The sequence below is a fragment of the Rhizobacter sp. OV335 genome, from assembly GCF_900142965.1.
In the GTDB taxonomy this organism is placed as follows: Bacteria; Pseudomonadota; Gammaproteobacteria; order Burkholderiales; family Burkholderiaceae_C; genus Rhizobacter.
In genome coordinates this window covers 33,384-59,307 of sequence record NZ_FRCQ01000013.1, presented here as the reverse complement: position 1 = coordinate 59,307, position 25,924 = coordinate 33,384, and the positions used below count along the sequence as shown (strand labels likewise).

Genomic DNA, 25,924 nt, shown 5'->3' with positions numbered 1-25,924 from the left:
CGGATCAGTAGCGGTAGGTGTCGGGCTTGTACGGGCCGTTCTTCGACACGCCGATGTAGGCGGCCTGCTCGTCCGTCAGCTCGGTCAGCATCGCGCCGACCTTCTTCAGGTGCAGGCGGGCGACCTTCTCGTCGAGGTGCTTGGGCAGCACGTAGACCTGGCCGACCTCGTACTTCTCGGGCCGCGTGAACAGCTCGATCTGCGCGATCGTCTGGTTGGCGAAGCTCGAGCTCATCACGAAGCTCGGGTGGCCGGTGCCGCAGCCGAGGTTCACGAGGCGGCCCTTGGCCAGCAGGATGATGCGTTTCCCGTCCGGGAAGATCACGTGGTCGACCTGCGGCTTGATCTCTTCCCATTCGTACTTCTCGATCGCCGCGATGTCGATCTCGTTGTCGAAGTGGCCGATGTTGCAGACGATCGCCTGGTCCTTCATCGCGACCATGTGCTCATGGCGGATCACGCCCTTGTTGCCGGTGGTCGTCACGAAGATGTCGGCCTTGTCGGCGGCGTACTCCATCGTCACGACCTTGTAGCCTTCCATCGCGGCCTGCAGCGCATTGATGGGGTCGATCTCGGTCACCCACACCTGGGCGCTGAGCGCGCGCAGCGCCTGGGCCGAGCCCTTGCCCACGTCGCCGTAGCCGGCCACGCAGGCCACCTTGCCGGCGATCATCACGTCGGTCGCGCGCTTGATGCCATCGACCAGCGATTCGCGGCAGCCGTACAGGTTGTCGAACTTGCTCTTCGTGACCGAGTCGTTCACGTTGATCGCGCGGAACAGCAGCGTGCCCTTCGCGCTCATTTCCTTCAGGCGGTGCACGCCGGTGGTGGTCTCTTCGGTCACGCCCTGGATCTGCGCGCTCTTGCGGGTGTACCAGGTCGGGTCCTGCGCGAGCTTGGCCTTGATGCTGGCGAACAGGCAGGTCTCTTCTTCGCTGCCGGGCTTGTCCAGCAGGCTGATGTCCTTCTCGGCGCGCTGGCCCAGGTGCATCAGCAGCGTCGCGTCGCCGCCGTCGTCGAGGATCATGTTCGGGCCTTCGCCTTCGGAACCCTTAGTGCCGAAGTCGAAGATGCGGTGGGTGTAGTCCCAGTAGTCGGTCAGGTTCTCGCCCTTGTAGGCGAAGACGGGGGTGCCCTTCTCGACCAGCGCGGCAGCAGCGTGGTCTTGCGTCGAGAAGATGTTGCACGAGGCCCAGCGCACCTGGGCGCCGAGGGCCTGCAGCGTCTCGACCAGCACGGCGGTCTGGATCGTCATGTGCAGCGAGCCGGTGACGCGCGCGCCCTTCAGCGGCTGTGTCTTCGCGAATTCTTCGCGAATGGACATCAGGCCGGGCATCTCGGTCTCGGCGATGCGGATCTCCTTGCGGCCCCAGGCGGCAAGCGAGATGTCGGCGATGGCGTGGTCTTGGGAAGGCTTGAGAACAGCGTTCATGTCGGGCTCCATTGATAAGGACCCCGCACGCGCAACGACGTTGGAAGCTCAAGAACGCGGTTCAGGACCGCGGTTCACAAACTCACCCACGAAGGACGATCGTGCGGGTGAGCGCGGTTGCAATTGGATTCCCGAGCCTGGGGCGGCTGTCGTGGCGACAGGCGGCCTTGCAACGCTCCTCGGAAAGTGCAGGGATTGTAGACGCCGGAACGGGCGGATTCCAGCCCATTGCGTGCGTTGTGGCGTGCGTTATGCCCGCGGGTCGTGCAAGACTGCGGGGCATGCCTGACGCCACACCCCGGCCCCGCCCCCTTTCAGAACTGAGCCCCGAGCTGGCCCGCAGCGTGCGCGGCGTGCTGACCGACATCGACGACACGCTGACGCGCGACGGCGCGATCGAGCCGGCGGCGCTGGCGGCCCTGCAGGCGCTGCGCGACGCCGGCATTCCGGTGATCGCGATCACCGGGCGGCCGATGGGTTGGAGCGAACCGTTCGCGCGCGACTGGCCGATCGATGCGATCGTCGCGGAGAACGGCGCGGTCGCGTTGTTCCGCGAAGCGGCCGGGCGGTTGTTGATCGAGTACGCGCAGGACGAAGCGACACGAACCCACAACGCGATGCGATTGCGTCAGACCGCACAGCGCGTGCTGGACGAGGTGCCCGGCGCCACGCTCGCGCAGGACAGCGCCGGCCGCGTCACCGACATCGCGATCGACCACGGCGAGTTCGCGCACCTGACGCCGCCGCAGATCGACGCGGTGCTGCAGGTGATGCGCAGCGAAGGCATGAACGCGACCGTCAGCTCGATCCACATCAACGGCTGGTACGGCGAGCACGACAAGCTGAGCGGTGCGCGCTGGATCGTGCAGCGTTTGCTCGGGCGCTCGCTCGATGACGAGACCGCGGCCTGGGCGTACGTCGGCGATTCGACGAACGACCAGGCGATGTTCGGGCACTTCCCGGTCAGCGTCGGGGTCGCGAACCTGATGCAATTCGCGGATCGGTTGCACACGTGGCCGGCGTACCTGGCTCAAGGCGAGCGCGGACGAGGGTTCGCTGAAGTGGCCGGGGCGCTGCGCGCGGCTCGCACCGCCGACAAGCGCCCCAGAGCCGTCAACCCAGCCGCGCCGCCCGCTGCCCCGCCTGCCGCGTCAGCATCCACCCCGGGTACTCCGCCGGCAACGCGCTGACCTTGTCCAGCGCCGCGAGCTCATCGGCATTCAACTTCAACGCCGTCGCGGCGATGTTGTCGTCCAGTTGCTCGACCCGCTTGGCACCGATGATCACGGTGCTGACCGCCGGCTGGTGCAGCACCCAGGCCAGCGCGACCCGCGCGACCGACACGCCGTGTGCCTCGGCGATGCCGCGCATCACGTCGATGCAATCGTCGGCGCGCGCACGGTTCACCGGCGGGAAATCGAAGGTGGTGCGCCGGCTGCCCTGCTCGGCGCCCTGCCCGTCGCGCCCGTATTTGCCGCTCAGCAAGCCGCCGGCCAGCGGGCTCCACACCATCAGCCCGACCTGCTCGCTGCGCAGCATCGGCACGATCTCGCGCTCCAGGTCGCGCCCGGCGATCGTGTAGTAGGCCTGCAGCGACTCGAAGCGCGCCTTGCCGTCGCGCTCGGCTATCCCCAGCGCTTTCGCGATCTGCCAGGCCGCCCAGTTCGACACCCCGACATAGCGCACGTGCCCTTGCTGCACCAGCGTGTCCATCGCATGCACCGCTTCGTCGATCGGGGTGGACGGGTCGAAGCCGTGGATCTGGTACAGGTCGATGTGCTCGAGCTGCAGGCGCTTCAGGCTTGCCTTCACGCCGTCCATGATGTGGAAGCGCGACATGCCCGACGAATTGACGCCCTTGGCGCCGGTCTCGCCGAACACCTTGGTGGCGATGACCACCTTGTCGCGCGGCACCTTCAGGTTGCGCAGCGCCTGGCCGGTGATCTGCTCCGACTGGCCTTCCGAATAGACGTCGGCGGTGTCGATGAAGTTGATGCCGGCGTCGAGCGCGCGGCCCACCAGCGCATCGGCCTCGTCCTGCTGCAGCTTGCCGATCTGGCTCCAGATGCCACCGCCGCCGCCGAAGGTCATCGTGCCCAGGCACAGTTCCGAGACGAACAGGCCGGTGCGGCCGAGTTTTCGATGTTGCATGTCCAGCTCCTTGTGACGTCGCCCCGGGAAGCGGGGCCAGGCCGGCAGTGTCCTGCCGCGTGCCGATGCCACGCCAGCACGTTCCTGCAGAGTTCTTGCCCATTTCTCCAGACCGCGCCGGCCGGCAAAGCACAGGTACGTGGACGGCGCTAAGCTGCGACACACCCGATCCTCCACCGCAAGACGATGTCCCCGCACGACCCTCCCGAACTCGACGACGCCCGCCGCTCGCTGGTGGGGATGCTGGACCGCGCGACCGGTGGCGTCGAAGGCGCCGTGCAGACGCCGGTGCCCGGACTCATCGTCCACCGCATCGCGAACCCGGGCGGGCCGAAGCACAACGTCTACGAACCGGCGCTGGCGCTGATCGCGCAGGGCTCCAAGCAGGTGATGGTCGGCGACGACGTCCACACCTACGACGCGTTGCACTACCTGGTGACCTCGGTCGACCTGCCGGTGGTCGGCCAAGTGCGCGTCGCGAGCGACTCGCTGCCCTACCTCGGCCTGCGGCTGTCGCTGGACATCGCCGAGATCGGCGAGCTGATCCGCGACGAACGCCTGCCCGCTGCCGCGCAGACCGGGCCGGCCCGCGGCATCTACGTGAACCGCATCGCGCTGCCGGTGCTCGAGCCGGTGCTGCGGCTGCTGAAGCTGCTCGATGCGCCGGCCGACATCGCGATCGTCGCGCCGCTGGTCAAGCGCGAGATCCTGTACCGGCTGCTGATGAACGGCGAAGGCGCGCGGCTGCGGCAGCTCGCGCTGCAGGACAGCCAGACGCAGCGCATCGCGAAGGCCATCGCGCGGCTGCGCGCGAACTACGCGCAGGCGCTGCGCATCGACGAGATCGCGCGCGAGGTGCACATGAGCGTGTCGTCGTTCCACCACCACTTCAAGGCGGTCACCGCGATGAGCCCGCTGCAGTTCCAGAAGCAGCTGCGGCTGCAGGAGGCGCGCCGGCTGCTGATGTCCGGCGGCACCGATGCGTCGACCGCGGCACACCAGGTCGGCTACGAAAGCGCCTCGCAGTTCGCGCGCGAATATGGCCGAATGTTCGGCGCCCCGCCGGCGCGTGACCGGCGGCGCTGGCTGGCCGAGAACGAGGTCAGCGAGCCGGCTTGAACGAGGTTCCGTCGAGGCTCTGGCCGGGCTCAGCCGGTGAAGGTGAGCGCGCCGGCAGGCTCGCGGCGTCGAGCGGAATGGATGCCGGGTGCTGTCGGATCGAAACGCTCGAACGCCGCCCCGCTCGCGGCAAGCCGCTCCTTGCGTTGCAGGATCTGGACGATCTTCAGGAACGTAGCGCCGTCCGCAGGCGCGCCATCCTGGCCGTCGGCTTCGGCCTCGACAAGGGCACGGCGATCTTGGGTCAGCGATGTCATCGAAAATCTCCCGTCATCAGCAACAGCCCGGTTGGTAACGCGCTCGCGCACACGGTTCCACCCGATCAGCCAGACGATTCGCCACGGGGCCCGGCATTCGCACCCTGCGCGACCAGCGCCACATCGGGCCGCATGCCCGTCATCGTCGCCGGCCCGAAGATCGTCGCGAAGGCCACGTCCTTGGCGTCGCGGCCCATCGCGATGCGCACCAGGTCGTCGACCGGTGACATCCGGGTCGGGTCGAACATCATCCAGCGGCCACCGAGGTACGCCTCGAACACCGCGTGGAAGTCCGGCGGCGGCTCGTCGAACCGTGCATAGCCGACCACCAGCCGCGCCGGGATGTTCAGCGCGCGGCAGAAGGTCACCGCAAGGTGCGCGAAATCGCGGCACACGCCGGCACGGTTGCGGAACACGTCGCAGGCGGTCGTGGTCGCGGTGCTCGATCCGAGCTGGTAGTCGATGTTGTCGTGCAGCCAGTCGCAGATCGCCTGCACCCGCAGCGCGCCGCGCGGCAGCTCGCCGAAGATCTTGATCGCCGCATGCGACAGCAGGTCGGATTCGCAGTAGCGCGTGGGCATCAGGTTATGCAGCACCTCGTCGGGCAGCTCGGTGATCGCCATCTCGGCAGCCGCCAGGTCCGCCGGCACCGGCCGCCGCTCGACGCGCGCCCGGTACTGCAGCCGCAGCGTGCCCTCTCCCGCCGACAGGCGCGCGAAACGGTGGCCCACCGCCGGGTCTTCGTAGACGTGCACGCGCACCGCCGGCTCCACCTCCAGCGATTCGCTCAGCACGCGCTGGTCCATGCCGTCCAGCGCATGCAGCTGGAACAGGAAGTCCGCCGGACCGGCCATCTGGTAGCTCAGCTCGCAGTCGACGTCGAAGTGTTGGTGCATGCGGCATTGCACCGCGAGACCCGCACCGCGCCCATCGGCCGGCCGCCCACGACGCTGTAGGACGAATGCGCCCGGCCGCGCGCATGGGCACAATGCGCCGCGATGAGCCCTTCCTCCTCCACGCTGCGCACCGCCGCCGCCCTGGCGCTGGCCGCCGCGGTGTCGCTCGGGCTGGCGCGCTTCTCGTACGCGCTGCTGCTGCCGGCGATGCGCGCCGACCTCGGCTGGAGCTACCTCACGGCCGGCGCGATGAACACCGTCAACGCCGCCGGCTACCTGCTCGGCGCGCTGGCCACGCCGCTGGCGCTGGCGCGGCTGAGCGCGCGGCGCGTGCTGCTGGCGGGCAGCGCATCGGCGGGGCTGGTGCTGGTGGCGCATGGCCTCGTCAGCTCGGATGCAGCGCTGTACGCGCTGCGGCTCGCGACCGGCATCGCCAGCGCCGCCGCCTTCATCGCCGGCGGGCTGATGGCCGCCCGCCTGGTCGGCAGCGATGGCGCCGCGCGCGCCGGGCTGATCCTCGGTCTGTACTACGGCGGCACCGGCGTCGGCATCGTGGCCTCGGCGCTGCTGGTACCGCCGCTCGTCGCGCTGCCGCAAGCGCATGCCTGGCAATGGGCGTGGATCGCGCTGGGCGCCGCGGCGCTGCTCGCCACCGCGGTCACCGCCGGCGGCACGCGCGGCCTGGACGCGGCACCCGCCCCGGCCTCGGCCCGCACCGGCTTCCGGCCGCGCGACTTCGTGTTCGGCCTCGCGTCGTACACGCTGTTCGGCCTCGGCTACATCGGCTACATGACGTTTTCGGTGACGCTGCTGCGCGAGCAGCAATTGGGCAGCGGGCTGATCACGGTGTTCTACGCGCTGCTCGGCCTGGGCGTGATCGCGTCGTCGTGGCTGTGGGCCGGGCTGCTGCAGCGCTGGCGCGGCGGGCAGCCGATGGCGCTGCTGAACGCGCTGCTCGCGGTCGCCACCTTGCTGCCGGTGGTCAGTGCGCACCCGCTGGCCGGCTTCGCATCGGGCGCGCTGTTCGGCGGCGTGTTCCTGTCGGTGGTCGCGTCGACCACCGCGCTGGTGCGGCACAACCTGCCGGCCGCCGCGTGGCCGGCCGGCATCGCCGCCTTCACGACGGTGTTCGCGGCCGGGCAGATCGTCGGCCCCAGCCTGGTCGGCTGGCTGGCCGACGGGCCGGGCGGGCTGCGCGCCGGGCTCGCCGCATCGGCCGGCGTGCTGGCGCTGGCGGCGTCGCTCGCCGCGCGGCAGCGGCCGTTGCCGGCGGCGTGAATCAGTCCACGCCGAGGAAATGGCGCATGCGCGCGATCTCGTCGGCCAGCCCCGCCTTGAACGCCGGATCGCGCGGCGCCCGGCCCTCGACATAGCCGAACTGCTGCTTCAGCTGCCCGCCGACCACCGACAGGTTGCCCCAGCCGATCACGCGGTCGTGCCACAGCAGCGGCAGCGCGTAGTAGCCGAACTTGCGCTTCGGCTGCGGCGTGTAGGCCTCGAAGCGGTAGGCCCAGTCCCACAGCAGCTCGAAACGGATGCGGTCCCAGACCACCGGGTCGAACGGTGCGAGCAGCCGCACCGCGTCGTCGGGCGCATGGCGGCGCGAGGCCGGGTTCTCGTCGGCCGGCCAGTACCAGGTGACGCCATCGAGCTGCAGGCTCGCGAGCTGCTCGCGCGCGAGCTTCATCGCCGCCTGCGTCTGCGCCTTCAGGTGCGGCGCGCCGTAGTTCAGCAACCCGGTCAGGTGGGTCAGGCTGCGCGCCGGCAGCGGTGCGTACTTGCGCACGATCAGTTCCAGCAGCGCGGCGGCACGGCGCGTTCGCTCGGCCGGGCTCTCGTCGGCCGGCGGATGCTCGACCACCTCGTAGACGCGGATGCCCGCATCGCGCCGCACGACGCGCAGCAGGCCGCGGTAGTGCATGCCGTCAAGCAGGTGCGTGCTCGCGTTCGACGAGCCGCCCCAGTAGTTGGTGATGCGGCCGTGTGCGAAGTGCTCGTCGACCTCGCGCGGGTGCACGCGGCCACGCTCGCGCACGAAGGCCAGCACGTCGGCTGCGCGGCGCTGCGTGGCGCGATCCCACGCGGTCTTCGCGATGCGCGGGTGCATCAGCGCCAGGTGCTCGCGCGGCAGGAAGCCGTAGTTGACGAGGCAGTCCTCCTCGACCGGCAGCTTCGCGTAGCGGCGCTCCAGATCGCCGGCGCGGTAGCCCTTGACGCGGTGGCGCAGCGTCAGGTCCTGCGCCCGCGCCGGCGAGCGGATCGGGTCGGCCTGCAGGAAGCCCAGCTGGCGGATCGCGCGCAGCAGCGTGGTCGGCTTGAAGAGCGTGCGGGCGACGGCATAGCGCCGCAGGTGGTCGAGGGTGATCGGCATGGGGCCGGATGATGCGTCATCCGCCCGCGCGAGCAAAGCGCCTGGCCTGGGCCTGCTGACACTACTGCGCCAGCTGCTCCACCGTGTCCAACTGCATCTCGAAACTGAAGAAGCGATCCCGCCCCTGCGCTTTCGCGGCGTACAAGGCCTGGTCGGCGCGCATCACCATGCCTTCGGTGGTGGTCTGCGCGTCGGGGATGCAGGTGGTGATGCCGCCGGTCAGCGTGACCAGCCCACCGACCGGCGAGGCCGGGTGCGGCAGCGCCACGCCGGCCAGCATGCGGCGGACCGCGCGCGCGAAGGTCATCGCGCCGGATTTCGGCGTGTTCGGCAGGATCAGCGCGAACTCCTCGCCGCCGTAGCGCGTCGCGCGGTCGCGCGGCCGGTGGCAGGCGTCGCGCAACAGCGCGCCGATGCGGCGCAGGCAATCGTCGCCCTGCACATGGCCGAGCGTGTCGTTGTAGGGCTTGAACGCATCGAGGTCGCAGAACACCAGCGTCAGCGGCTGCTGCTCGCGGCGCGCCGCGCCGATCTCGGCATGCAGCAGGCGGTCGAAGCCGCGGCGGTTGATCAGGCCGGTCAGCTCGTCGAGCTCGCTCAGGTGCTGCAGCCGCTGGTTCGCGGTGCGCAACTCGGACGACACCTGCATCAGCTGCGCCTGCATCTGCTGCAGCCGGCTCATCGCGCGCAGCTTGGCGGCCAGCACCACGGTCGACACCGGCTTCACCAGGTAGTCGTCACCACCGCTCTCGATGCCCTTCCACAGATCCTGTTCCTGGTCGCGCGCCGACAGGAAGATGATCGGCGTCCAGCGACCGGACTCCGCCTGGCGCATCTGGCGCGCCAGCCAGTAGCCGTCGTGGCCGGGCATCACCACGTCGAGCAGCACCAGGTCGGGCTGGTGGCGCTGGAACTGGTCCAGCGCCCAGGTCGCGTCACCGGCTTCGAGCACGCGGTGGCCGAGCGCATCGAGTTGCGCGACGAGTGCGACCCGCACGGCAGGCTGGTCGTCGACGACGAGGATGGTCAGCGAAGAAGTGGCGGCAGGAACAACGGACATGGGCAGGGCCGATGACGCCGATGTCGACGCCTTCGGCCTGCTTATCGGCGACCGTGCCGCGGCCTGTAGCGGCGGCAACGATGGCCGGCGAAGCGGCGCGCACTACCGCACGGAGCGCAGCCTGTCTTACAGCCCGGCCGCAGCCCGCAGCACAGCCGCCTTGTCAGTCTTTTCCCAGCTGAACTCCGGCTCTTCGCGACCGAAGTGGCCGTAGGCAGCGGTCTTCTCGTAGATCGGGCGCAGCAGGTCGAGCATCTGGATGATGCCCTTCGGGCGCAGGTCGAAGTGCTCGTTGACCAGCGCGGCGATCTTGTCGTCGGAGATCACGCCGGTGCCTTCGGTGTAGACCGTCACGTTCATCGGGCGGGCCACGCCGATCGCGTACGCCACCTGGATCTGGCACTGGCGCGCCAGGCCGGCCGCGACGACGTTCTTCGCGACATAGCGCGCCGCATAGGCGGCCGAGCGGTCGACCTTGCTCGGGTCCTTGCCCGAGAACGCGCCGCCGCCGTGCGGGCAGGCGCCGCCATAGGTGTCGACGATGATCTTGCGGCCGGTCAGGCCGCAGTCGCCTTGCGGACCGCCGATGACGAAGCGGCCGGTCGGGTTGATCAGGAACTTGGTGTCCTTCAGCCACTCCTTCGGGAGCACCGGCTTGATGATCTCCTCGATGATGGCTTCGTTGAACGAGGCCTTCATCTTCTTCGGCGTCTCGCTCTGATCGGGGCTGTGCTGCGTCGACAGCACGACGGTGTCGATGCTGTGCGGCTTGCCGTCGACATAACGCATCGTCACCTGGCTCTTCGCGTCGGGGCGCAGGAACGGCAGGCGGCCGTCCTTGCGCAGCTGGGCCTGGCGCTCGACCAGGCGGTGCGCGTAGTAGATGGGCGCGGGCATCAGCTCCGGTGTCTCGTCGCAGGCGTAGCCGAACATCAGGCCCTGGTCGCCGGCACCGGTGTTCAGGTGGTCGTCGCTCGCCTGGTCGACGCCCTGGGCAATGTCGTTGGACTGCTTGTCGTAGCAGACCATCACCGCGCAGCCCTTGTAGTCGATGCCGTACTCGGTGTTGTCGTAGCCGATGCGCTTGATGGTGTCGCGCGCGACCTGGATGTAGTCGACGTGCGCGTTGGTGGTGATCTCGCCGGCCAGCACGACCAGCCCGGTGTTCGTCAGCGTCTCGGCGGCCACGCGCGAACGCGGGTCCTGCTTGAAGATCGCATCGAGGATGGCGTCGGAGATCTGGTCAGCCACCTTGTCGGGGTGACCTTCGGAAACGGACTCGGACGTGAAAAGGAAGTCGTTCGACACTCTTAAACTCCAGCAAGGTTGCAAAAACGCGTTGCCGGACTTGAGGGTTCATCGAGCGGCGAACGCTTTAGCAGAATTTTTTGAATCGCCCCGCAAGTAGTTCATAACTCGGCGATGGCGGGATTATAGGAACAGATGTCGACCCTACTGCGCTGGTTTGCCGGCCTTTCACTGGGCTTTTTGCATCATCTCGGCAGCGTGCTCGGCTGGCTGGGCTACGCGGTGTCGGGCAGCTACCGGCGCCGCATGGTCGACAACGCCAGCCAGGCGGGGCTGGCGAAGGCCCAGTGGCAGCCGGCGATCGCGTCGGCCGGGCGCATGGTGATGGAGCTTCCGAAGCTGTGGCTGCGGCCGGTCGACCGGTCGGTGCTCGGCCTGGTGCGCTTCGAAGGCGAGCCGCTGCTGGCGCGTGCGCTCGAATCCGGCCGGGGCGTGCTGCTGCTGACGCCGCACATGGGCTGCTTCGAGGTCACCGCCCAGGCCATCGCCGAGCGCTGGGGCTCGCACCAGCCGATCACGGTGCTGTACCGTCCGGCGCGCCAGGCCTGGCTGCGCCGCCTCGAGGAAACCGCGCGCGATCGCCCGCACCTGCAGGCGGTGCCGGCCACCTTGTCGGGCGTGCGCCAGATGATCCGCGCGCTGCGCCGTGGCGAGATGGTCGGCCTGCTGCCCGACCAGGTGCCACCCGACGGCATGGGCGTGTGGGCGCCCTTCTTCGGCAAGCCGGCCTACACGATGACGCTGGCCGCGCGGCTCGCGCAGCAGACTGGCGCCGCGCTGCTGCTGACCTGGGGCGAGCGGCTGCCGCACGGCGCCGGCTACCTGCAGCGCTTCTTCGAATTCCCCGGCACGCTGCCCGACGACCCGACCGAAGCGGCCACGGCCGTCAACCGGGCGATGGAACAGCTGATACTGCAGTGCCCCGGCCAGTACCTGTGGGGCTACAACCGATACAAGGTGCCGCGCGAACATCCAGCGGACGCCGCAGAAAAGAACTGACGAACAGACGATGGGAACCCGACTCCTGCTGGGAACGATGTGGCTGCTGCATTGGCTGCCGCTGCCGCTGCTCGCCGCACTGGGACGCGGCCTCGGGCGGCTGCTGTTCGTGCTGGCACGCTCGCGGCGGCGCGTCGCGCTGCGCAACCTCGCGCTGTGCTACCCCGACTGGAGCCCGGCGCAGCGGCTCGCGCTGGCCAGCGAGCACTTTCGCTGGCTGGGGCGCAGCATCCTCGAGCGCAGCCTGCTCTGGTACGCGCCGATGGGCCAGCTGAAGCGGATCATCCACGTCGAAGGCGACGTGAAGCTCGCCGAGCACAGCCCGCGGCCGGTGATGTGGCTGGTGCCGCACTTCATGGGGCTGGACGTGGCGGGCGTGGCCACGCTGCTGTTCCAGCACCACCCGGCCTGCTCGATGTACCAGCAGCAGAGCAACCCGCTGATGGACGCCGCGATCCGCAAGGGCCGCATGCGCTTCGGCGACCATGCCGAGATCTTTCCGCGCAGCGACAAGGCGCTGCCGCTGATCCGCGCGATCCGCAAGGGGCACGCCTTCTTCAACCTGCCCGACATGGATTTCGGCGAACGCGATGCCGCGTTCGTGCCGTTCTTCGGCGTGCCCGCCGCCACGCTGCTGGCGCCGTCGCGCATGGCGCGCGCGCTCGGCATGGTGGTGCAACCGGTGATCGCCGAGATGCTGCCCGGCGGCCAGGGCTACCGGGTGCGCTTCGGCGAGCCGTTCACGCACTTCCCGAGCGACGACGCGGTCGCCGACACCGCGGCGATGAACCGCTGGATCGAAGACGAGATCCGCAAGAACCCGGCACAGTACCTGTGGGTGCACAAGCGCTTCAAGACGCGGCCGGCGGGCGAGCCGTCGCTGTATTGAGACCGAGGTAGTGAGACCACGGCACTGAGACCACGACCGGCAGACGGCACCGGCCGCGGCCCCACGGTCACTCGCTCAGTCGCTGCGTGGCAGCGTCAGCTGCAACCCGAGTGCGGCGCCCAGCCGGATCGCGGTCTCGGCGTCGGCCGCGCTGGTCATCAGCATGCAATGCTCCTGGCGGCCGGTGTCCATCTGCAGCAGCGAATAGCCGAAACCGAGCAGCCAGGCGTGCAACGCGAACATCGCGGGGCGCGTCGTGCGGCCATGGCCTTCGTGCCACTCCCAGCCGTACACCGCGGCGATGCCGGCCGACCGCGCCAGCTCGCGCCCCTGCCGCTCGATGTCTTCGACCGCGTTCACGCCGACGAGCAGCATCGCCCACTGGCCGTCCTGCTGCCCGCCTTCGTTCAGCATCGCATGGACCATCGCCTTCGGCAGGCTGTCGCCGAAGCGCAGGTTGTTGAGCACGCGCTGCTGCAGGCGATGCCGCTCCTCGGTGCGCAGGTGGCCGAGCACGAGGCGCAGCCAGTCGACGACCGACACGTCGCCCTGCTGCGGTGCCGGCTCGGCCGGAATCGGGGCAAGGGCAGGCAAGCATGCGGTCTCGACGGCCGCCTGCACGCACAGCGGTTCGGGCTCGTCGAACCGGCGGCGAAGTCGCTTCAGGAATTTCAGCATGGCACGCGCTCCCGACGAAGGATCAGGCAGGGCGCGCCGCCCAGGCGCCAGCGCTTGTCGGCTCGCCACGGGTGCGCCCGGCCACGGCCGCAGGTGCAGGCACAGGACCGCGGCGGTCGTCGCCGGACGGGCTTCAGCCGCACGGCGGGGGCGCGCGTCAGCGGCCGGCGGCAGGCAGCGGCCTCGTCGACAGCGACACAGACAGCAAAGGGGTGGTTCATGTCCATCGTTTCTCCCAGGTGGAAGCCGGCGCGAGGATTCGCCCACGGCATGGCCCGGCATGCTGTGCAGGCTTTGTGCAGGCCTTTTGCAGGCGGCCAGATGTTTTCGAGAAACCCGCATCTGGCGGGCAGATGGCCCGGATGAACGGCGACCCTGCCGTGACCGCTGTCACGGCGCGGCAGCGATAATCGCCGCCCATGAGAGTGCAGTTCACGAAGATGCAGGGGGCCGGCAACGACTTCGTCGTGCTCGATGCCACCACCGCGCCGCTCGCGCTGGATGCCGCGCAGCTGCGCGCACTGGGTGACCGGCGCTTCGGCGTCGGGGCCGACCAGATCCTGGTGGTCGAGGCCAGCGACACGCCCGGCATCGACTTCCGTTACCGCATCTTCAACGGTGCCACCGGTGACGAAGTGGAACAGTGCGGCAACGGTGCACGCTGTTTCGTGCGCTTCGTGCACGACAAGAAACTGAGCGACAAGACAACGATCCGCGTCGAGACGATCCGGCAGGTGCTCGAACTGCGCCTGCAGGCCGACGGCCGGGTCACGGTCGACATGGGCGCCCCGGTGTTCGACCTGGCCGCGCTGCCGTTCGACGCCAGCGGCCTCGCGCCGCGCGAGCTCAACGGCTTCGCGGTGTGGCCGCTGCCGGTGGGCGACGGCACGATCGAGGTGGCCGCGCTGTCGATGGGCAACCCGCACGCGGTGCAGGTGGTGGCCGATGTCGACGCCGCACCGGTCGCCATGCAGGGCCCGCTGGTCGAGCAGCACGCGCGCTTCCCGCGCAAGGTGAATGCCGGCTTCATGCAGGTGCTGTCACGCACGCACATCCGGCTGCGGGTGCACGAGCGCGACGCCGGCGAGACGCTCGCTTGCGGCACCGGCGCCTGTGCCGCGGTGGTCGCGGGCATCCGCATGGGCCTGCTGGATGCGCGCGTCGACGTCGATGCGCGCGGCGGCCGGCTCACCATCGAATGGCAGGGCGCGGCAGGCAGGCTCGACGAGCCCGTGCTGATGACCGGCCCCGCCACGACCGTCTTCGACGGCGTGATCCATCTGTAAAAGCCGAATCCCTCAAGCCGTAGAAGGGCACCCCGTGAGCATCCAAGGCATCACCGAACAGGACATCGCCAACTACCTGGCCAACACGCCGGGTTTCTTCGAGCGCCATGCCGAACTGCTGGCGGCCGTGCAGTTGACCAGCCCGCACGGGCAGCGCGCGGTCTCGCTGCAGGAGCGGCAGATGGAAATGCTGCGCGAGAAGCACAAGGGCCTCGAGCTGCGCATCATCGAGATGATCCGCCACGGCACCGAGAACGTCTCGATCGCCGACAAGCTGCACCGCTGGACGCGCGCGATCATGCTGACGCACAACCCCGGCGACCTGCCCGACGTGCTGGTGGCCGAGCTGAAGCACCAGTTCATGATCCCGCAGGCGGCGATCCGCATCTGGGGCGCGGCCGAGGTGTTCAACGTGCTGCCGTTCGCCAAGTCGGTCAGCGAAGACGCGCGCAGCTTCGCGGCCAGCCTCACGCAGCCGTACTGCGGCGTCAATTCAGGCTTCGAGGCGGCGCAGTGGCTGACCGAGGTCGCGACCGTGATGTCGCTCGCGCTGATCCCGCTGCGCGTGCGCCAGGACGACCCGGCCTTCGGCATGCTGGTGCTGGCCTCGCCGGACCCGACGCGCTACAGCGCCGACATGGGCACCGAGTTCCTGTCGCGCATCGGCGACATCGCGAGCGCCGGGCTGTCGCGGCTGCTGCCTGTCGCCTGAAGGTCGCGCTGATGACCGCACCGTCCGCCGCCCTCGACGCGGACCTGCAGCGTCACCTCGTCCACCTCGAATCCGAGCGCCGGCTCGCGCCGCGCAGCCTGGTGCTGTACCGCGATGCCTTCACGCGGCTGCAGGCCTTCGCGCAGGCGCAGCCGGTGGCGCTGCGCGCGACGCAGGTGCACCACGTGCGGCGCTGGGCGGCGCAGCTGCACTCGCAAGGGCTCGGCTCGCGCAGCATCGCGCTGGTGCTGTCGGCCTGGCGCGGCTTCTTCCGCTGGCTCGGCCATGAAGGCGTGGTGCCGCTGAACCCGGTCGATGGCGTGCGCGCGCCCAAAGCGGCCAAGCCGTTGCCGAAGGCGCTGCCGGTCGACCAGGCGGTGGCGCTGGCCGAACCGCGCGAGGACGACGGCACCGACCCGGCGCTGGCCGCGCGCGACCAGTGCATCGTCGAGCTGCTGTACGGCTGCGGGCTGCGCGTCGGCGAGCTGGTGGGGCTGGACGTGCAGGCGAGCGGCGAGGCCGCCGGCTGGATCGATGCCGCCGAGGCCGAGGCGCAGGTGCTCGGCAAGGGCCGCAAGCGCCGCAGCGTGCCGGTCGGCGGGCCGGCGCTGCTGGCGCTCGCGCAGTGGCTCGCGCTGCGCGGCACGCTGGCCGACGCGGGCGAGCCGGCGCTGTTCGTCAGCCGGCGCGGCACGCGGCTGACCGACAGCCAGGTGCGTTCGCGGCTGAAGCGGCGCGCACTGCAGGCCGGGCTGCCGACGCACGTGCACCCGCACATGCTGCGGCATTCGTTCGCGTCGCACCTGCTGCAGTCCAGCGGCGACCTGCGGGCGGTGCAGGAGCTGCTGGGCCACGCGAACATCTCGACGACGCAGGTCTACACGAAGCTGGATTTCCAGCACCTCGCGAAGGTGTACGACGCCGCGCACCCGCGGGCGAAGCGCAAGCCCTGATCAGCGCAGCACCGCGCCGATCACCTCGTCGAGCTTGCGCAGACCCTCGCGCGCATCGCCCAGGTAGCGCTGGATGCCCAGCCGCAGCGCCTTCGCCGCGGCCTCGTCAAACAGGCCGATCGCGTCCTTCACGTCGTCGCCCTTGTCCTGCAGCTGCAGCGCGGTGTTGCCGGTCGCGAGCGTCAGCGCACCGAGCGCGGCGAGACCGGTGTCGCGCGACGACACCTCGCCATAGCGGCCGTGGAAGCCGTCGAGCAGCTTGCGCGTGCGGGCATCCAGCATCTCGTCGAGCGCATCGTCCACCATCGCCGCCACGTCGGCCCGCGTGAAGCGCCTCTGCAGCGCGTCTTCCACCTTCTCGCCCAGCGCATGCAGCGCCGGCCCGTCGAGCTTCTCGACCGGCTCCAGGCGGATCTCCTCGAACAGCGGGTAGCGCACCAGCTCGCGGATCAGCACCGGGTAGCGCCAGCAGCGCCGCACGTGCTTGGGCATCAACCAGGTCGAGAGGTTGCGGTAGTACTGGTGCAGGTCGGTGAGGTTGCGGCCGGTCAGGCCGATCAGGTTGACGTTGACGAAGTGGTGCCAGGTCGAATCGGTGACGACGCGGCCCACCTCGGCCTGCTGCCCGTCGTAGGCACAGACCGGGATGAACGAGCGCGGCGCGACCGCCGCCTTGCCGGGGAACGCATTGCCCTCGGACACCGTCAGCGCGATCGCCTCCGGCACGACGCGCTGCGTGCTGCCGGTGGCGACCGGCCATTCGTCGGTGACGCCATCGGGCAGCTTGCCGGTCAGCACCCCCGGCACGCGGCACTCGCCTTCGTGCGGGTGATCCGGAAACACCTCGATCGCGCGCGCAGGCGCGGCACCCGGCACCTGCAGCACCGGGTGCGCGACGCCGACGCCGAAGCTGGTGCGGAAGTTGACGTACAGCCGCTGCGGCAGCGCATCGGACTGGTCGGCGAACTCGAACACGTCGTTCGTGCCGGGCCCGGTGGTGGTCAGCCGGTCGATGCCGCCGCCGCTCGGCGTGTCGGCCGCGGCCCAGCGCCGCATGCCCTGCACGCGCGGGATCGTCATGCACATCGCGGCGCCCAGGTCTTCATGGTCGCCGGTGGCAAACAGCCCGCCGCCCTGCTGCATGAAGTTGACGATCGCCGCCTGCGCGCCCGGCTCTTGCGCGAGCCCGGCACCGCCCTCGGTGGTGATCGCGAGCAGGAACACCACGTCGTAGCGCGACTTCAGCACGCCGTGCGTCGCGTCGGTGAACTGGAAATTGCTGATGTGCTGCGTGGCGGCATCGAGCGTGGCGGCGCTGCCGGAGCCCGGCGTGTAGAGCGCGGTGCGCACGATCGGCGTCATCGCATGGACCGTGCTGGTGCGCAACGCATCGACGAAGCGGGTCAGGCCGAAATCGTCGCCGGCGCTGAAGTTCAGCCCATCGGTGACGACCAGGATCTTGGGCGTGCATTCGCGAAACCACTTGAGGATGAACGTGTCGAGCACGGCCAGGTTCTTGAGCGTGGGCATGGCGGAGCCTCCTTGGCAGCCAGGTGGTGGAACGACGCGCGGACCGCGCGCTGCAACCAAATTAGGCGGCACCTGGAGCGATCGACATCCCTAGCCTGTCGATGTCTCCCCCATCCCGGGGGGCGGTCGGCTGCGTCGCCGACAATCGGGCCATGAAGACGATCACAGTACGTGAAGGCAAGGAGCGCTCGCTGCAGCGCCGCCACCCCTGGGTGTTCGAGGGCAGCATCGCCAGCGGCAAGGCCGATCTCGGCGAGACGGTGCGCGTGCAAACGCACGATGGCAGGTTCCTGGCCTGGGCCGCCTGCAGCCCGCATTCCCAGATCCGCGTGCGCGCGTGGAGCTTCGACGAGACCGAGCGCATCGACAGCGCGTTCTTCCTGCGGCGCATCGAGCAGGCGATCGCAATCCGCGCGCGGCTGCCGATCGCGAGCGACGGCGTGCGGCTGGTCCACGGCGAGGCTGACGGGCTGCCGGGCCTGATCGTCGACCGCTACGGCGACACGCTGAGCGCGCAGTTCCTGTCGGCCGGCGCCGAACGCTGGAAGGCGACGATCGCCGACCACCTGCTGAAGGCCACCGGCCTCACGCGGCTGTACGAGCGCAGCGATGCGACTTCGCGCGAACTCGAGGGCCTGCCACCGGCGACCGGCTGGCTGCGCGGCGACGGCCCCACCGAGGTCACGATCCGCGAGCACGGCTGGCAGTTGAGCCTCGACGTGGCCGAGGGCCACAAGACCGGCTACTACCTCGACCAGCGCGACAGCCGCAAGCTGTTCGCCGACACCGTGCGGCACTTCGGCCTGCAGCGCGTGCTGAACTGCTACAGCTACACCGGCGGCTTCAGCGTGGCGGCGTTCGCCGGCGGCGCGGCGCAGGTGGCGAGCGTCGATTCATCGGGCCCGGCGCTGGAGCGGGCGCGTGCGCACGTGCTGCGCAACGGCTTCGACGACGCGGCGCACGAGACGCTGGACGCCGACGTGAACCAGACCTTGCGCGCGATGCTGCAGGAAGGCCGGCGCTTCGACGCAATCGTGCTCGACCCGCCGAAGTTCGCGCCGACCGTCTCGCATGCCGAGCGCGCGGCGCGGGCCTACAAGGACATCAACCGGCTCGCGCTGATGCTGCTGGAGCCGGGCGGCGTGCTGTTCACCTTCTCGTGCTCGGGCGGCATCAGCCCCGACCTGTTCCACAAGATCGTCGCCGGGGCCGGGCTCGATGCGCAGGTCGACGGCCTGGTCTATGCACGCACCGGCGCAGCACCGGATCACCCGATGACGATCACCTTCCCCGAGGGGGACTACCTGAAGGGGCTGGTGATCATCAAACGCCAGGCTCCGCGCTGAACCGCGCCTGCCAGCGCTCCAGCGGCACCCGCGCCGCGTTGCAGACGTAGGAGATCGCGCGGTACCAGCCGGCGAGCAGCAGCAGCTCCAGCAGCTGCGGCTCGCTCCAGACGGCGGCCAGTTGCGCCCACAGGTCGTCGTCGGCGTCCGCCGTGTCGTGCAGCGAATCGACCAGGCGCACCAGCAGCGCGTCGCGCGCGGTCAGCGCCGCATCGTCGGCGCGGCCGCTCTCGATCGCGGCCACCTGCGCCGGCGTGAAGCCGGCGGCCTTCGCAAACGCCGCGACGTGCACACCCCATTCGTACTCGGCCCCGCAGCGCGCGCAGACGCGGTCGATCACCACCTCGCGGTCGCGCAGCGACAGCATCGCGTGGCGGCCGAGCATGAAGCCGCCCCAGGGCAGCAGCCGTTCGGCCAGCAGCGGGTGGCGGGCGAACACGCGGAACAACTGCAGCACGTCGACCGCCTCGGGCGGCGTCATGCGGCGCAGCAGCGCGTCGAGCTCGGGTTCGTACGGCGGCACGACGGGGGGAATGCGCGGGGAGGCTTCGGTCGATGCCATGGCGATCTCCTGGTTGCTACAAAAATGATAGCAAACCGATCTTGGCACCGAAGCCCGCATGGCATAGTCGCCGACGTGACGACGACCACCTCATCCCGACCGAAGGCCCCGCTGCCCGGCACGCGCGTGCGCGGATCGGCCAGCGGGCGGCCGATCATGGCCTTGCTCGACCTGCTGGGCCGGCGCGGCACGCTGCGCCTGCTGTGGGAGCTGCGCGACGGGCAGCCGCAGAACTTCCGCGCGCTGCAGCAGAGCATGGGCGGGGCATCGCCGACGCTGCTGAACAGCCGCGCGAAAGAGCTGCGCGAGGCGCAGCTGCTGGAGCTGCGGCCCGAGGGTTATGCGCTGACGGCGCGCGGCCTCGGGCTGCTCGATGAGCTGGGCCCGCTCGACCGCTGGGCGCAGAACTGGGCGCGGGCGCTCACGCGATGACCGGCAGCGCGATGCGCGGCTCGAACTTCGCGCGGTGCACGTTGAAGAAGGCCTTCACGTTGCGCACATTGGCGTCCTGCGTGAAGAGGCGCTGCACCAGCGCGTGGTAGCCGGCCATGTCGGGCGCCTGCATCACCAGCATGAAATCCGGACCCGGCGAAACGCGGTAGCACTGCTGCACCGCCGGCTCGGCCACGGCACGCGCCTCGAAGGCCGCGAGGTGCTCGGCGCCCTGGCGATCGAGCGTGATCTCGGCCAGCACCGTGAGCCCGGCGCCGAGCTTCTCGGGCGACAGGATGGCGACGCGCCGTTCGATCACGCCGGCTTCGACCAGCCGCTTGACGCGGCGCAGGCAGGTGGCCGGCGAGGTGTGGGCGGCGGCCGCGAGGTCCTGGTTGGACAGCGAGGCGTTGTTCTGCAACAGCTCCAGCACCCTCAAGTCGGTGGGGTCCAGGTTCAGTTTTCTGTCTGATTCCGCCATTTCTATACACTCTTTGAAATAATTCACCCAAACTTCCAAGTGATGGCGAATTATTTCAGTGATGCCAATTTTGCGCAAACATTCACCACGCCAAGCTCCCTACGATCCGCCCATCCCAGTTTCACCAGAAAGACCTCCCATGTGTGGCATCGTCGGCGCCGTCAGCACCCGCAACATCGTTCCGATCCTGATCGAAGGGCTGAAGCGCCTGGAGTACCGCGGGTATGACTCCTGCGGCGTGGCCGTCCACCAGAACGGCCAGCTGCGCCGGGCGCGCAGCACCTCGCGCGTGGCCGAGCTCGAAGCCAATGTGCGCAGCGACGAGATCCAGTCCGGCACCGGCATCGCCCACACCCGCTGGGCGACCCACGGTGCGCCGGTGGTGCACAACGCGCACCCGCACTTCTCGGCCGGCCCCGGCGCGAAGGCGGCGTCCGCCGGGCGGATCGCGCTGGTGCACAACGGCATCATCGAGAACCACGACGAGCTGCGCGCCGAACTGAAGGCCAAGGGCTACGTCTTCGACAGCCAGACCGACACCGAGGTGATCGCGCACCTGGTCGACCACCTGTACGACGGCGACCTGCTCGATGCGGTGCAGCGCGCGACGCTGCAACTGCGCGGCGCGTTCGCGATCGCGGTGTTCTGCCGCGACGAGCCGCACCGCGTGATCGGCGCCCGCGAAGGCTCGCCGCTGGTGCTCGGCATCGGCAGCAAGGAAAGCGGCGAACACTTCCTGGCCTCGGACGCGATGGCGCTGGCCGGCGTGACCGACCAGATCGTCTACCTCGAAGAAGGCGACGTGGTCGACCTGCAGCTCGGCAAGGTGTGGATCACCAGCCGCACCGGCGAGGCGGCCTACAAGGTGGTGCAGCGCGAGGTGCGCACCGTGCAGGCGCACACCGGCGCGGCCGAGCTGGGCCCGTACCGGCACTACATGCAGAAGGAAATCTTCGAGCAGCCGCGCGCGATCGCCGACACGCTCGACGCGGTCGAGAGCATCACGCCCGAGCTGTTCGGCGACGGCGCATACAAGATCTTCAAGGACGTGGACCAGGTGCTGATCCTGGCCTGCGGCACCAGCTACTACAGCGGCTCGACCGCGAAGTACTGGCTGGAGAGCATCGCGAAGATCCCGACCAGCGTCGAGATCGCGAGCGAGTACCGCTACCGCGACAGCGTGCCGAACCCGCGCACGCTGGTCGTGACGATCACGCAGAGCGGCGAGACCGCCGACACGCTGGCGGCGTTGAAGCATGCCCGCTCACTGGGCATGAAGCACACGCTGACGGTGTGCAACGTGGCGACCAGCGCGATGGTGCGCGAATGCGAGCTGGCCTACATCACGCGCGCCGGCGCCGAGATCGGCGTGGCGTCGACGAAGGCGTTCAGCACGCAGCTGGTCGGGCTGTTCCTGCTGACGCTGGCGCTGGCGCAGGTGCGCGGGCACCTGACCGATGCGCAGGAGCAGGAGCACCTGAAGGCACTGCGCCACCTGCCGGTGGCGGTGCAGGCGGTGCTGGCGCTGGAGCCGCAAGTCATTGCGTGGAGCGAGGAGTTCGCGCGCAAGGAGAACGCGCTGTTCCTCGGCCGCGGGCTGCACTACCCGATCGCGCTGGAAGGCGCGCTGAAGCTGAAGGAGATCAGCTACATCCACGCCGAGGCCTACCCGGCCGGCGAGCTGAAGCACGGGCCGCTCGCGCTGGTGACGGCCGAGATGCCGGTGGTGACCGTGGCGCCGAACGACGCGCTGCTGGAGAAGCTGAAGAGCAACCTGCAGGAAGTGCGGGCGCGAGGTGGCGAGCTGTTCGTGTTTGCCGATGCCGACACGCGCATCGAATCGAGCGAAGGGCTGCATGTGATCCGGATGCCGGAGCACTACGGGGCGCTGTCGCCGATCCTGCACGTGGTGCCGCTGCAGTTGCTGGCGTATCACACGGCGTGCGCGCGCGGGACGGATGTGGACAAGCCGCGGAACCTGGCGAAGAGCGTGACGGTGGAGTGAGGAGGAGGCTCACGCCGGGTCAGTCGCTGCAGGACAAGCCCATTGCCGCCACGCAATGGAGCACGGGCACGTTGGCCGCGCAGCTGGGAGTGGGCCCGCACGCAGCCGGACCTGCCGATGAAGGCCGGACGCGCAGGCACTGTCACCCACGACCACAAGCGCCACGGCACGACCACGCTGTTCGCCGCGTTGAACACACTGACCGGCACGAAGAGTGGTTGAACTTCCTGCGGCTCATCCAGCGGCGCACGCCCAAGCACCTGACGCTGCACTTGATCGCGGATAACTAGGCCACCCACACTGACGTGCAGGACTGGTTGGCCAAGCATCCTCGCTTCGTCATGCACTTCACGCCCACCACTGCCTCGTGGCTGAACATGGTCGAGCGCTTCTTCCGCGACATCTCCGAGAACTGCATCAAGCGCGACAGCTTCACCAGCGTCGCCGAGCTGGAACTGGTCTCCAATGCCGACCTTGCGGGGCGGCGTTCGAGCTCGATACCGTCCTTGGCCCGCCCGGAATGCGAGAGCGCGTTTACAGCCAAGGATCTCGCTCGGCTTGAACTCTGGTGACAACATTTCATGCCCTGCACAGTCACCTCATCCTTGCAGGTGCCGCGTCACGCAAGCGGATGCTCATCGAAGTACCGCTGGCAATGCTCCTTGAACGCCCGCACCAATGATGAAAGGTGCTTGCCGCTCGGGTAAGCCATCGCTACCGGCTGGGCCTCGAACTGCCACTCTGGCAGCACTTCCACCAAGCGGCCGTCGCGCACCGGCTGCGCACCGATGAAGGTCGGCAGCTCGGATATGCCGGCGCCCTGTAGCAGCCCGTGCAGGACGCCGGCATAGTCGTTGATCACCAGGCGCGGTGCCGGCTCCAGCCGACAGCTCTCGGTGCCGGAGCGCAGGGTCCACCGAATCGGCCGTTCCCAGCGCGAGAAGGCCACCTGCACATGGGCCGCCAGCAGCGCGGGGTGGCCGATCTCGCCCGCCGCCGCCAGGTACGAAGGCGAGGCCAGCAGGCGCGGGCGATGCCGGCTGACCGGCGCGGCAATCAAGCTGCTGTCGTCCAGCTTGCCGACGCGCAGCGCCAGGTCGATGTCGTCACCGATGGGGTCGATGAAGCGCTCGGTGACCAGGCACTGGACGCTCACGTCCGGATGCAGAGTTAGAAAGGCCGACACCAACGGCAGCACCACCAGGTCCGACATCGTCGGCGGCACCGAGATGCGAATGCGGCCCGACAGCCGCGCCTGGCGGTCGGTGAGGGCAGCGTCCGCCGCGTCGAACTCGGCCAGGCCACGGCGGCAATGCTCGAAATACAGCTGTCCCATCTCCGTCGTGCGCAGTTGGCGCGTCGAGCGCTCCAGCAGGCGCACACCCAGGTGCTGCTCCAGGTCGGCGATCTTGCGGCTGACGGTGGACACAGGCACCGCCTCGCGCAGGGCTGCCTTGGAAAAGCTGCCGCAGTCGACCACCCGCACATACAAAGCCATTGCGTTCTTGTCCGATGACTTCATTTTCTTGCCCATGGGAAATTGATTCTATTGTTAGCCATCTATTCCCGCTCACGCAAAACTGGGACGCTCTCGGTCGCGGACTACCCCGTGATTTCAACCAACGAGAACTCCCTATGAAGCTGAACCCCTTGCTGGCCGCGGCGCTGGCGATCCCCCTGCTGGCGCTCACCGGCTGCGGCGGAAACGACGCGGAAGCTGCTGCATCCCTGCCTTCGGCGATCGATGTCGGCAACGGAATCCCCGAGGACATCGAGGTCGACGGTTCACGAGCCTATGTGTCCAGCCTGAGCGACGGCTCGATCCTGCAACTGGATCTCGCACGGGGCGGAGCAGCCTCGACGTTCGTCCCAGCTGCAAGCGACGCCTACAGCGCCGCCTGGGGCTTGAAGGTATTGCGCTCGAAAGGCTGGCTGCTGTCGGTGCAGAACCTGCCCTACGACTTCAACCCCGCGCATGCACAGGCCGGACGCGTCACCGCCTTCGACCTGAGCACGGGCGCGGTGGTCAAACGCTGGAACCTGCCTGCGCAGGCCGTGGGCAACTCCATTGACGTCGATGCGCAGGGCCGAATCTACGTTGGCGACATCGGGCCGCATCCCCGAATCCTGCGCATCGACCCGGCCACCGACCAGTTGACGACCTGGGCCACCGATGCGCGCTGGCCCGAGGGCGGTTTCGGCATCGGAGGGATGGTGCAGGGGGGCGGCGGGATCTACGCGGCTCACGACAACCGCCTCTGGTTCATCGGCCTGGCCGAAGACGGCAGTGCGCGTGCCGCCCTGCCAGTGCAGGTGGAGGGCGACCCGGTGATCTTCGCCGACGGCATGCGCTGGACGAATGGCGGCATCGACTATGCAGAGAACGATCTCTTCACGGCCGGCGCCAAGGGCAGCATCTACCGCATCGAGTTCACCAGCCCGACGACCGTGCGACGCACGGTGCTGGCACAAGACCTGTTCGATCCGTCGGGGATTGCAACGGTGACCCTGGACGGCCGCAATTGGCTGCTCGTCAACGAATCGAGGCTGGGGTATGCCGTAGGGACGGAGACGGGAGCACCGAAGTTGCCGTATCAGGTGAAGGCGCTGCGTCGTTGAGCAAACAGGGTGACCTCATTTCCCGCGCAGGGCGTTGCTCCAGGCATTCGCGCGACTTTCAAGCCTGTGGCGCAAAGCCGCCCTCGGTGCGGCGGGCTCGATGCGCCCCGTGTGGCCATACAAAAACGCATGGATGCTCAGCGTCCTTGAGCAATTTCATTAGAACCCTTCCACGCTCAGACTTCCTTCATCGCAACTTTTTGGAGAGTCAACATGGGAAACAACGTCATGGTGAAAGGTTCGGGCCTGAATGTCTCGATGTGGATCCGCTGGAGTCTGGCCGCGCGCACCGCGTCCGGAACCGTGCTCGCTGCGGCACTCGGCATATTTCTGCAGACGGGCGATGCGCGCGCGGCACAGGTCAGGGGCATCGACCCGGCGGCACCGGTCATCTCCCGTCAGGAGATCGTGATCAACGCTCCGCTCGCGACGATCTGGAAGATTCAGACCGGCATCTCGTCCTGGACCACGTGGCGGCCAACCGTCACGGCAGCTCGCTTCGACGGCAAACTGGCCGTCGGCTCGGCCTTCAAGTGGGAAGAAGGTGGCCTGCAGATCACCTCGACCGTGCAGGAACTGGCGCCGCTGCACCGCATCGTCTGGACAGGCCCCGCGCAGGGCATCGACGCCGTCCACGTCTGGCAGTTCACCGAGACCGCGCAGGGCGTCAAGGTGAGCACCGAGGAATCGTGGAGTGGCGAGGTCGTGCGAGCCAACGCGGCATCGCTCCAACCCCTCCTGGACAGTGCGCTTCGGGAGTGGCTGACACGATTGAAGGCCACAAGCGAAGCCAGCGCGTCGAAGGCAAGCCGTTAGACCCGCGTGAGCGGCGCCGCCG

25 protein-coding genes, 1 pseudogene and 1 riboswitch are annotated in these 25,924 nt (G+C 69.0%); of the genes and pseudogenes, 14 read left to right on the top strand and 12 right to left on the bottom strand.

Annotated features, from left to right (window positions below):
* Nucleotides 1-4 precede the first annotated feature (4 nt).
* Nucleotides 5-1,432 carry an adenosylhomocysteinase gene (gene ahcY / locus BUE42_RS15205; protein WP_073466065.1) on the bottom strand — a complete coding sequence of 476 codons (1,428 nt, stop codon included), beginning with the start codon at nt 1,430-1,432 and terminating at the stop codon, nt 5-7.
* Between the two features lie 102 nt (nt 1,433-1,534).
* Nucleotides 1,535-1,619: riboswitch (S-adenosyl-L-homocysteine riboswitch) on the bottom strand.
* Between the two features lie 94 nt (nt 1,620-1,713).
* Between ahcY and BUE42_RS15200 the strand changes: the two genes are divergently transcribed.
* On the top strand, nt 1,714-2,622 hold the full coding sequence (locus BUE42_RS15200; RefSeq protein WP_143171521.1) for an HAD family hydrolase: 909 nt from the start codon (nt 1,714-1,716) through the stop codon (nt 2,620-2,622).
* Here BUE42_RS15200 and BUE42_RS15195 read toward each other — a convergent pair.
* Nucleotides 2,546-3,583 carry an aldo/keto reductase gene (locus tag BUE42_RS15195; protein WP_073465954.1) on the bottom strand — a complete coding sequence of 346 codons (1,038 nt, stop codon included), beginning with the start codon at nt 3,581-3,583 and terminating at the stop codon, nt 2,546-2,548. The genes BUE42_RS15200 and BUE42_RS15195 overlap by 77 nt on opposite strands.
* Before the next feature lie 186 nt (nt 3,584-3,769).
* On the opposite strand from BUE42_RS15195, the gene BUE42_RS15190 reads away from it, so the two are divergent.
* Nucleotides 3,770-4,702 (top strand): AraC family transcriptional regulator, encoded by a 933-nt coding sequence (locus tag BUE42_RS15190; RefSeq protein WP_073465953.1) that lies wholly within the window; start codon nt 3,770-3,772, stop codon nt 4,700-4,702.
* 29 nt (nt 4,703-4,731) lie between these two features.
* Here the strand turns inward: BUE42_RS15190 and BUE42_RS15185 are convergent, their stop codons facing one another.
* Nucleotides 4,732-4,959, bottom strand: a complete 228-nt coding sequence (locus BUE42_RS15185; protein WP_073465952.1) for a hypothetical protein — start codon at nt 4,957-4,959, stop codon at nt 4,732-4,734.
* 65 nt (nt 4,960-5,024) lie between these two features.
* Nucleotides 5,025-5,855, bottom strand: a complete 831-nt coding sequence (locus BUE42_RS15180; protein ID WP_073465951.1) for a transglutaminase-like domain-containing protein — start codon at nt 5,853-5,855, stop codon at nt 5,025-5,027.
* 102 nt (nt 5,856-5,957) lie between these two features.
* Between BUE42_RS15180 and BUE42_RS15175 the strand changes: the two genes are divergently transcribed.
* Nucleotides 5,958-7,133: a YbfB/YjiJ family MFS transporter gene (locus tag BUE42_RS15175; RefSeq protein ID WP_073465950.1), complete on the top strand. Its 1,176-nt coding sequence runs from the start codon at nt 5,958-5,960 to the stop codon at nt 7,131-7,133.
* Nucleotide 7,134: 1 nt separating this feature from the next.
* On the opposite strand, the gene BUE42_RS15170 is transcribed toward BUE42_RS15175, so the two are convergent.
* The 3 genes from BUE42_RS15170 to metK all read right to left on the bottom strand — a co-directional run bounded on the left by BUE42_RS15170 (nt 7,135) and on the right by metK (nt 10,594).
* Nucleotides 7,135-8,226, bottom strand: coding sequence for a DNA glycosylase AlkZ-like family protein (locus BUE42_RS15170; RefSeq protein ID WP_073465949.1), 1,092 nt, complete (start codon nt 8,224-8,226; stop codon nt 7,135-7,137).
* A 61-nt stretch (nt 8,227-8,287) separates the two neighbouring features.
* Entirely contained in the window at nt 8,288-9,286 is a 999-nt protein-coding gene (locus BUE42_RS15165; RefSeq protein WP_073465948.1) for a GGDEF domain-containing response regulator, read from the bottom strand.
* 126 nt (nt 9,287-9,412) lie between these two features.
* On the bottom strand, nt 9,413-10,594 hold the full coding sequence (metK, locus tag BUE42_RS15160) for a methionine adenosyltransferase (RefSeq protein ID WP_073465947.1): 1,182 nt from the start codon (nt 10,592-10,594) through the stop codon (nt 9,413-9,415).
* 135 nt (nt 10,595-10,729) lie between these two features.
* Here metK and BUE42_RS15155 point away from each other — a divergent pair, with 135 nt between their 5' ends.
* Nucleotides 10,730-11,593, top strand: coding sequence for a lysophospholipid acyltransferase family protein (locus BUE42_RS15155; RefSeq protein ID WP_073465946.1), 864 nt, complete (start codon nt 10,730-10,732; stop codon nt 11,591-11,593).
* A gap of 10 nt (nt 11,594-11,603) precedes the next feature.
* The gene (locus BUE42_RS15150; protein ID WP_073465945.1) at nt 11,604-12,482 is read left to right on the top strand and encodes an LpxL/LpxP family acyltransferase; all 879 of its coding nucleotides are present in this window, start codon (nt 11,604-11,606) and stop codon (nt 12,480-12,482) included.
* A 75-nt stretch (nt 12,483-12,557) separates the two neighbouring features.
* Here the strand turns inward: BUE42_RS15150 and BUE42_RS15145 are convergent, their stop codons facing one another.
* Nucleotides 12,558-13,160, bottom strand: coding sequence for a DUF6630 family protein (locus tag BUE42_RS15145; RefSeq protein ID WP_073465944.1), 603 nt, complete (start codon nt 13,158-13,160; stop codon nt 12,558-12,560).
* 419 nt (nt 13,161-13,579) lie between these two features.
* On the opposite strand from BUE42_RS15145, the gene dapF reads away from it, so the two are divergent.
* The 3 genes from dapF to BUE42_RS15130 are packed head-to-tail and all read left to right on the top strand — an operon-like array spanning nt 13,580 to nt 16,111.
* Entirely contained in the window at nt 13,580-14,446 is an 867-nt protein-coding gene (dapF, locus tag BUE42_RS15140; protein ID WP_073465943.1) for a diaminopimelate epimerase, read from the top strand.
* A gap of 34 nt (nt 14,447-14,480) precedes the next feature.
* Nucleotides 14,481-15,158, top strand: coding sequence for a DUF484 family protein (locus BUE42_RS15135; RefSeq protein ID WP_073465942.1), 678 nt, complete (start codon nt 14,481-14,483; stop codon nt 15,156-15,158).
* Nucleotides 15,159-15,169: 11 nt separating this feature from the next.
* Complete coding sequence (locus tag BUE42_RS15130) at nt 15,170-16,111, top strand: tyrosine recombinase XerC (RefSeq protein WP_073465941.1); 942 nt, start codon at nt 15,170-15,172, stop codon at nt 16,109-16,111.
* On the opposite strand, the gene BUE42_RS15125 is transcribed toward BUE42_RS15130, so the two are convergent.
* Entirely contained in the window at nt 16,112-17,641 is a 1,530-nt protein-coding gene (locus BUE42_RS15125; RefSeq protein WP_073465940.1) for a hypothetical protein, read from the bottom strand.
* Nucleotides 17,642-17,793: 152 nt separating this feature from the next.
* Between BUE42_RS15125 and BUE42_RS15120 the strand changes: the two genes are divergently transcribed.
* A complete protein-coding gene (locus tag BUE42_RS15120; RefSeq protein ID WP_073465939.1) occupies nt 17,794-18,987 on the top strand; it encodes a class I SAM-dependent rRNA methyltransferase in 1,194 nt (397 codons plus the stop codon).
* Here the strand turns inward: BUE42_RS15120 and BUE42_RS15115 are convergent.
* Nucleotides 18,965-19,549 carry a carboxymuconolactone decarboxylase family protein gene (locus BUE42_RS15115; RefSeq protein WP_073465938.1) on the bottom strand — a complete coding sequence of 195 codons (585 nt, stop codon included), beginning with the start codon at nt 19,547-19,549 and terminating at the stop codon, nt 18,965-18,967. The two genes, BUE42_RS15120 and BUE42_RS15115, sit on opposite strands and share 23 nt — an antisense overlap.
* A gap of 75 nt (nt 19,550-19,624) precedes the next feature.
* Here BUE42_RS15115 and BUE42_RS15110 point away from each other — a divergent pair, with 75 nt between their 5' ends.
* Nucleotides 19,625-19,981, top strand: a complete 357-nt coding sequence (locus BUE42_RS15110) for a winged helix-turn-helix transcriptional regulator (protein WP_073465937.1) — start codon at nt 19,625-19,627, stop codon at nt 19,979-19,981.
* Here the strand turns inward: BUE42_RS15110 and BUE42_RS15105 are convergent.
* Nucleotides 19,971-20,462: an Lrp/AsnC family transcriptional regulator gene (locus BUE42_RS15105; RefSeq protein WP_073465936.1), complete on the bottom strand. Its 492-nt coding sequence runs from the start codon at nt 20,460-20,462 to the stop codon at nt 19,971-19,973. The two genes, BUE42_RS15110 and BUE42_RS15105, sit on opposite strands and share 11 nt — an antisense overlap.
* Before the next feature lie 139 nt (nt 20,463-20,601).
* Between BUE42_RS15105 and glmS the strand changes: the two genes are divergently transcribed.
* Together glmS and BUE42_RS32225 are read left to right on the top strand one after the other, a co-directional pair.
* The gene (gene glmS / locus BUE42_RS15100) at nt 20,602-22,467 is read left to right on the top strand and encodes a glutamine--fructose-6-phosphate transaminase (isomerizing) (RefSeq protein WP_073465935.1); all 1,866 of its coding nucleotides are present in this window, start codon (nt 20,602-20,604) and stop codon (nt 22,465-22,467) included.
* A gap of 96 nt (nt 22,468-22,563) precedes the next feature.
* Nucleotides 22,564-22,919 (top strand): annotated as a pseudogene (locus BUE42_RS32225) (transposase); the annotation flags it as partial.
* A gap of 167 nt (nt 22,920-23,086) precedes the next feature.
* Here BUE42_RS32225 and BUE42_RS15090 read toward each other — a convergent pair.
* Nucleotides 23,087-23,965 carry a LysR family transcriptional regulator gene (locus BUE42_RS15090; RefSeq protein ID WP_159445425.1) on the bottom strand — a complete coding sequence of 293 codons (879 nt, stop codon included), beginning with the start codon at nt 23,963-23,965 and terminating at the stop codon, nt 23,087-23,089.
* A 137-nt stretch (nt 23,966-24,102) separates the two neighbouring features.
* Between BUE42_RS15090 and BUE42_RS15085 the strand changes: the two genes are divergently transcribed.
* Together BUE42_RS15085 and BUE42_RS15080 are read left to right on the top strand one after the other, a co-directional pair.
* Complete coding sequence (locus BUE42_RS15085; RefSeq protein ID WP_073465933.1) at nt 24,103-25,086, top strand: NHL repeat-containing protein; 984 nt, start codon at nt 24,103-24,105, stop codon at nt 25,084-25,086.
* Nucleotides 25,087-25,299: 213 nt separating this feature from the next.
* Nucleotides 25,300-25,902: an SRPBCC family protein gene (locus BUE42_RS15080; protein ID WP_143171520.1), complete on the top strand. Its 603-nt coding sequence runs from the start codon at nt 25,300-25,302 to the stop codon at nt 25,900-25,902.
* Nucleotides 25,903-25,924: the final 22 nt, after the last annotated feature.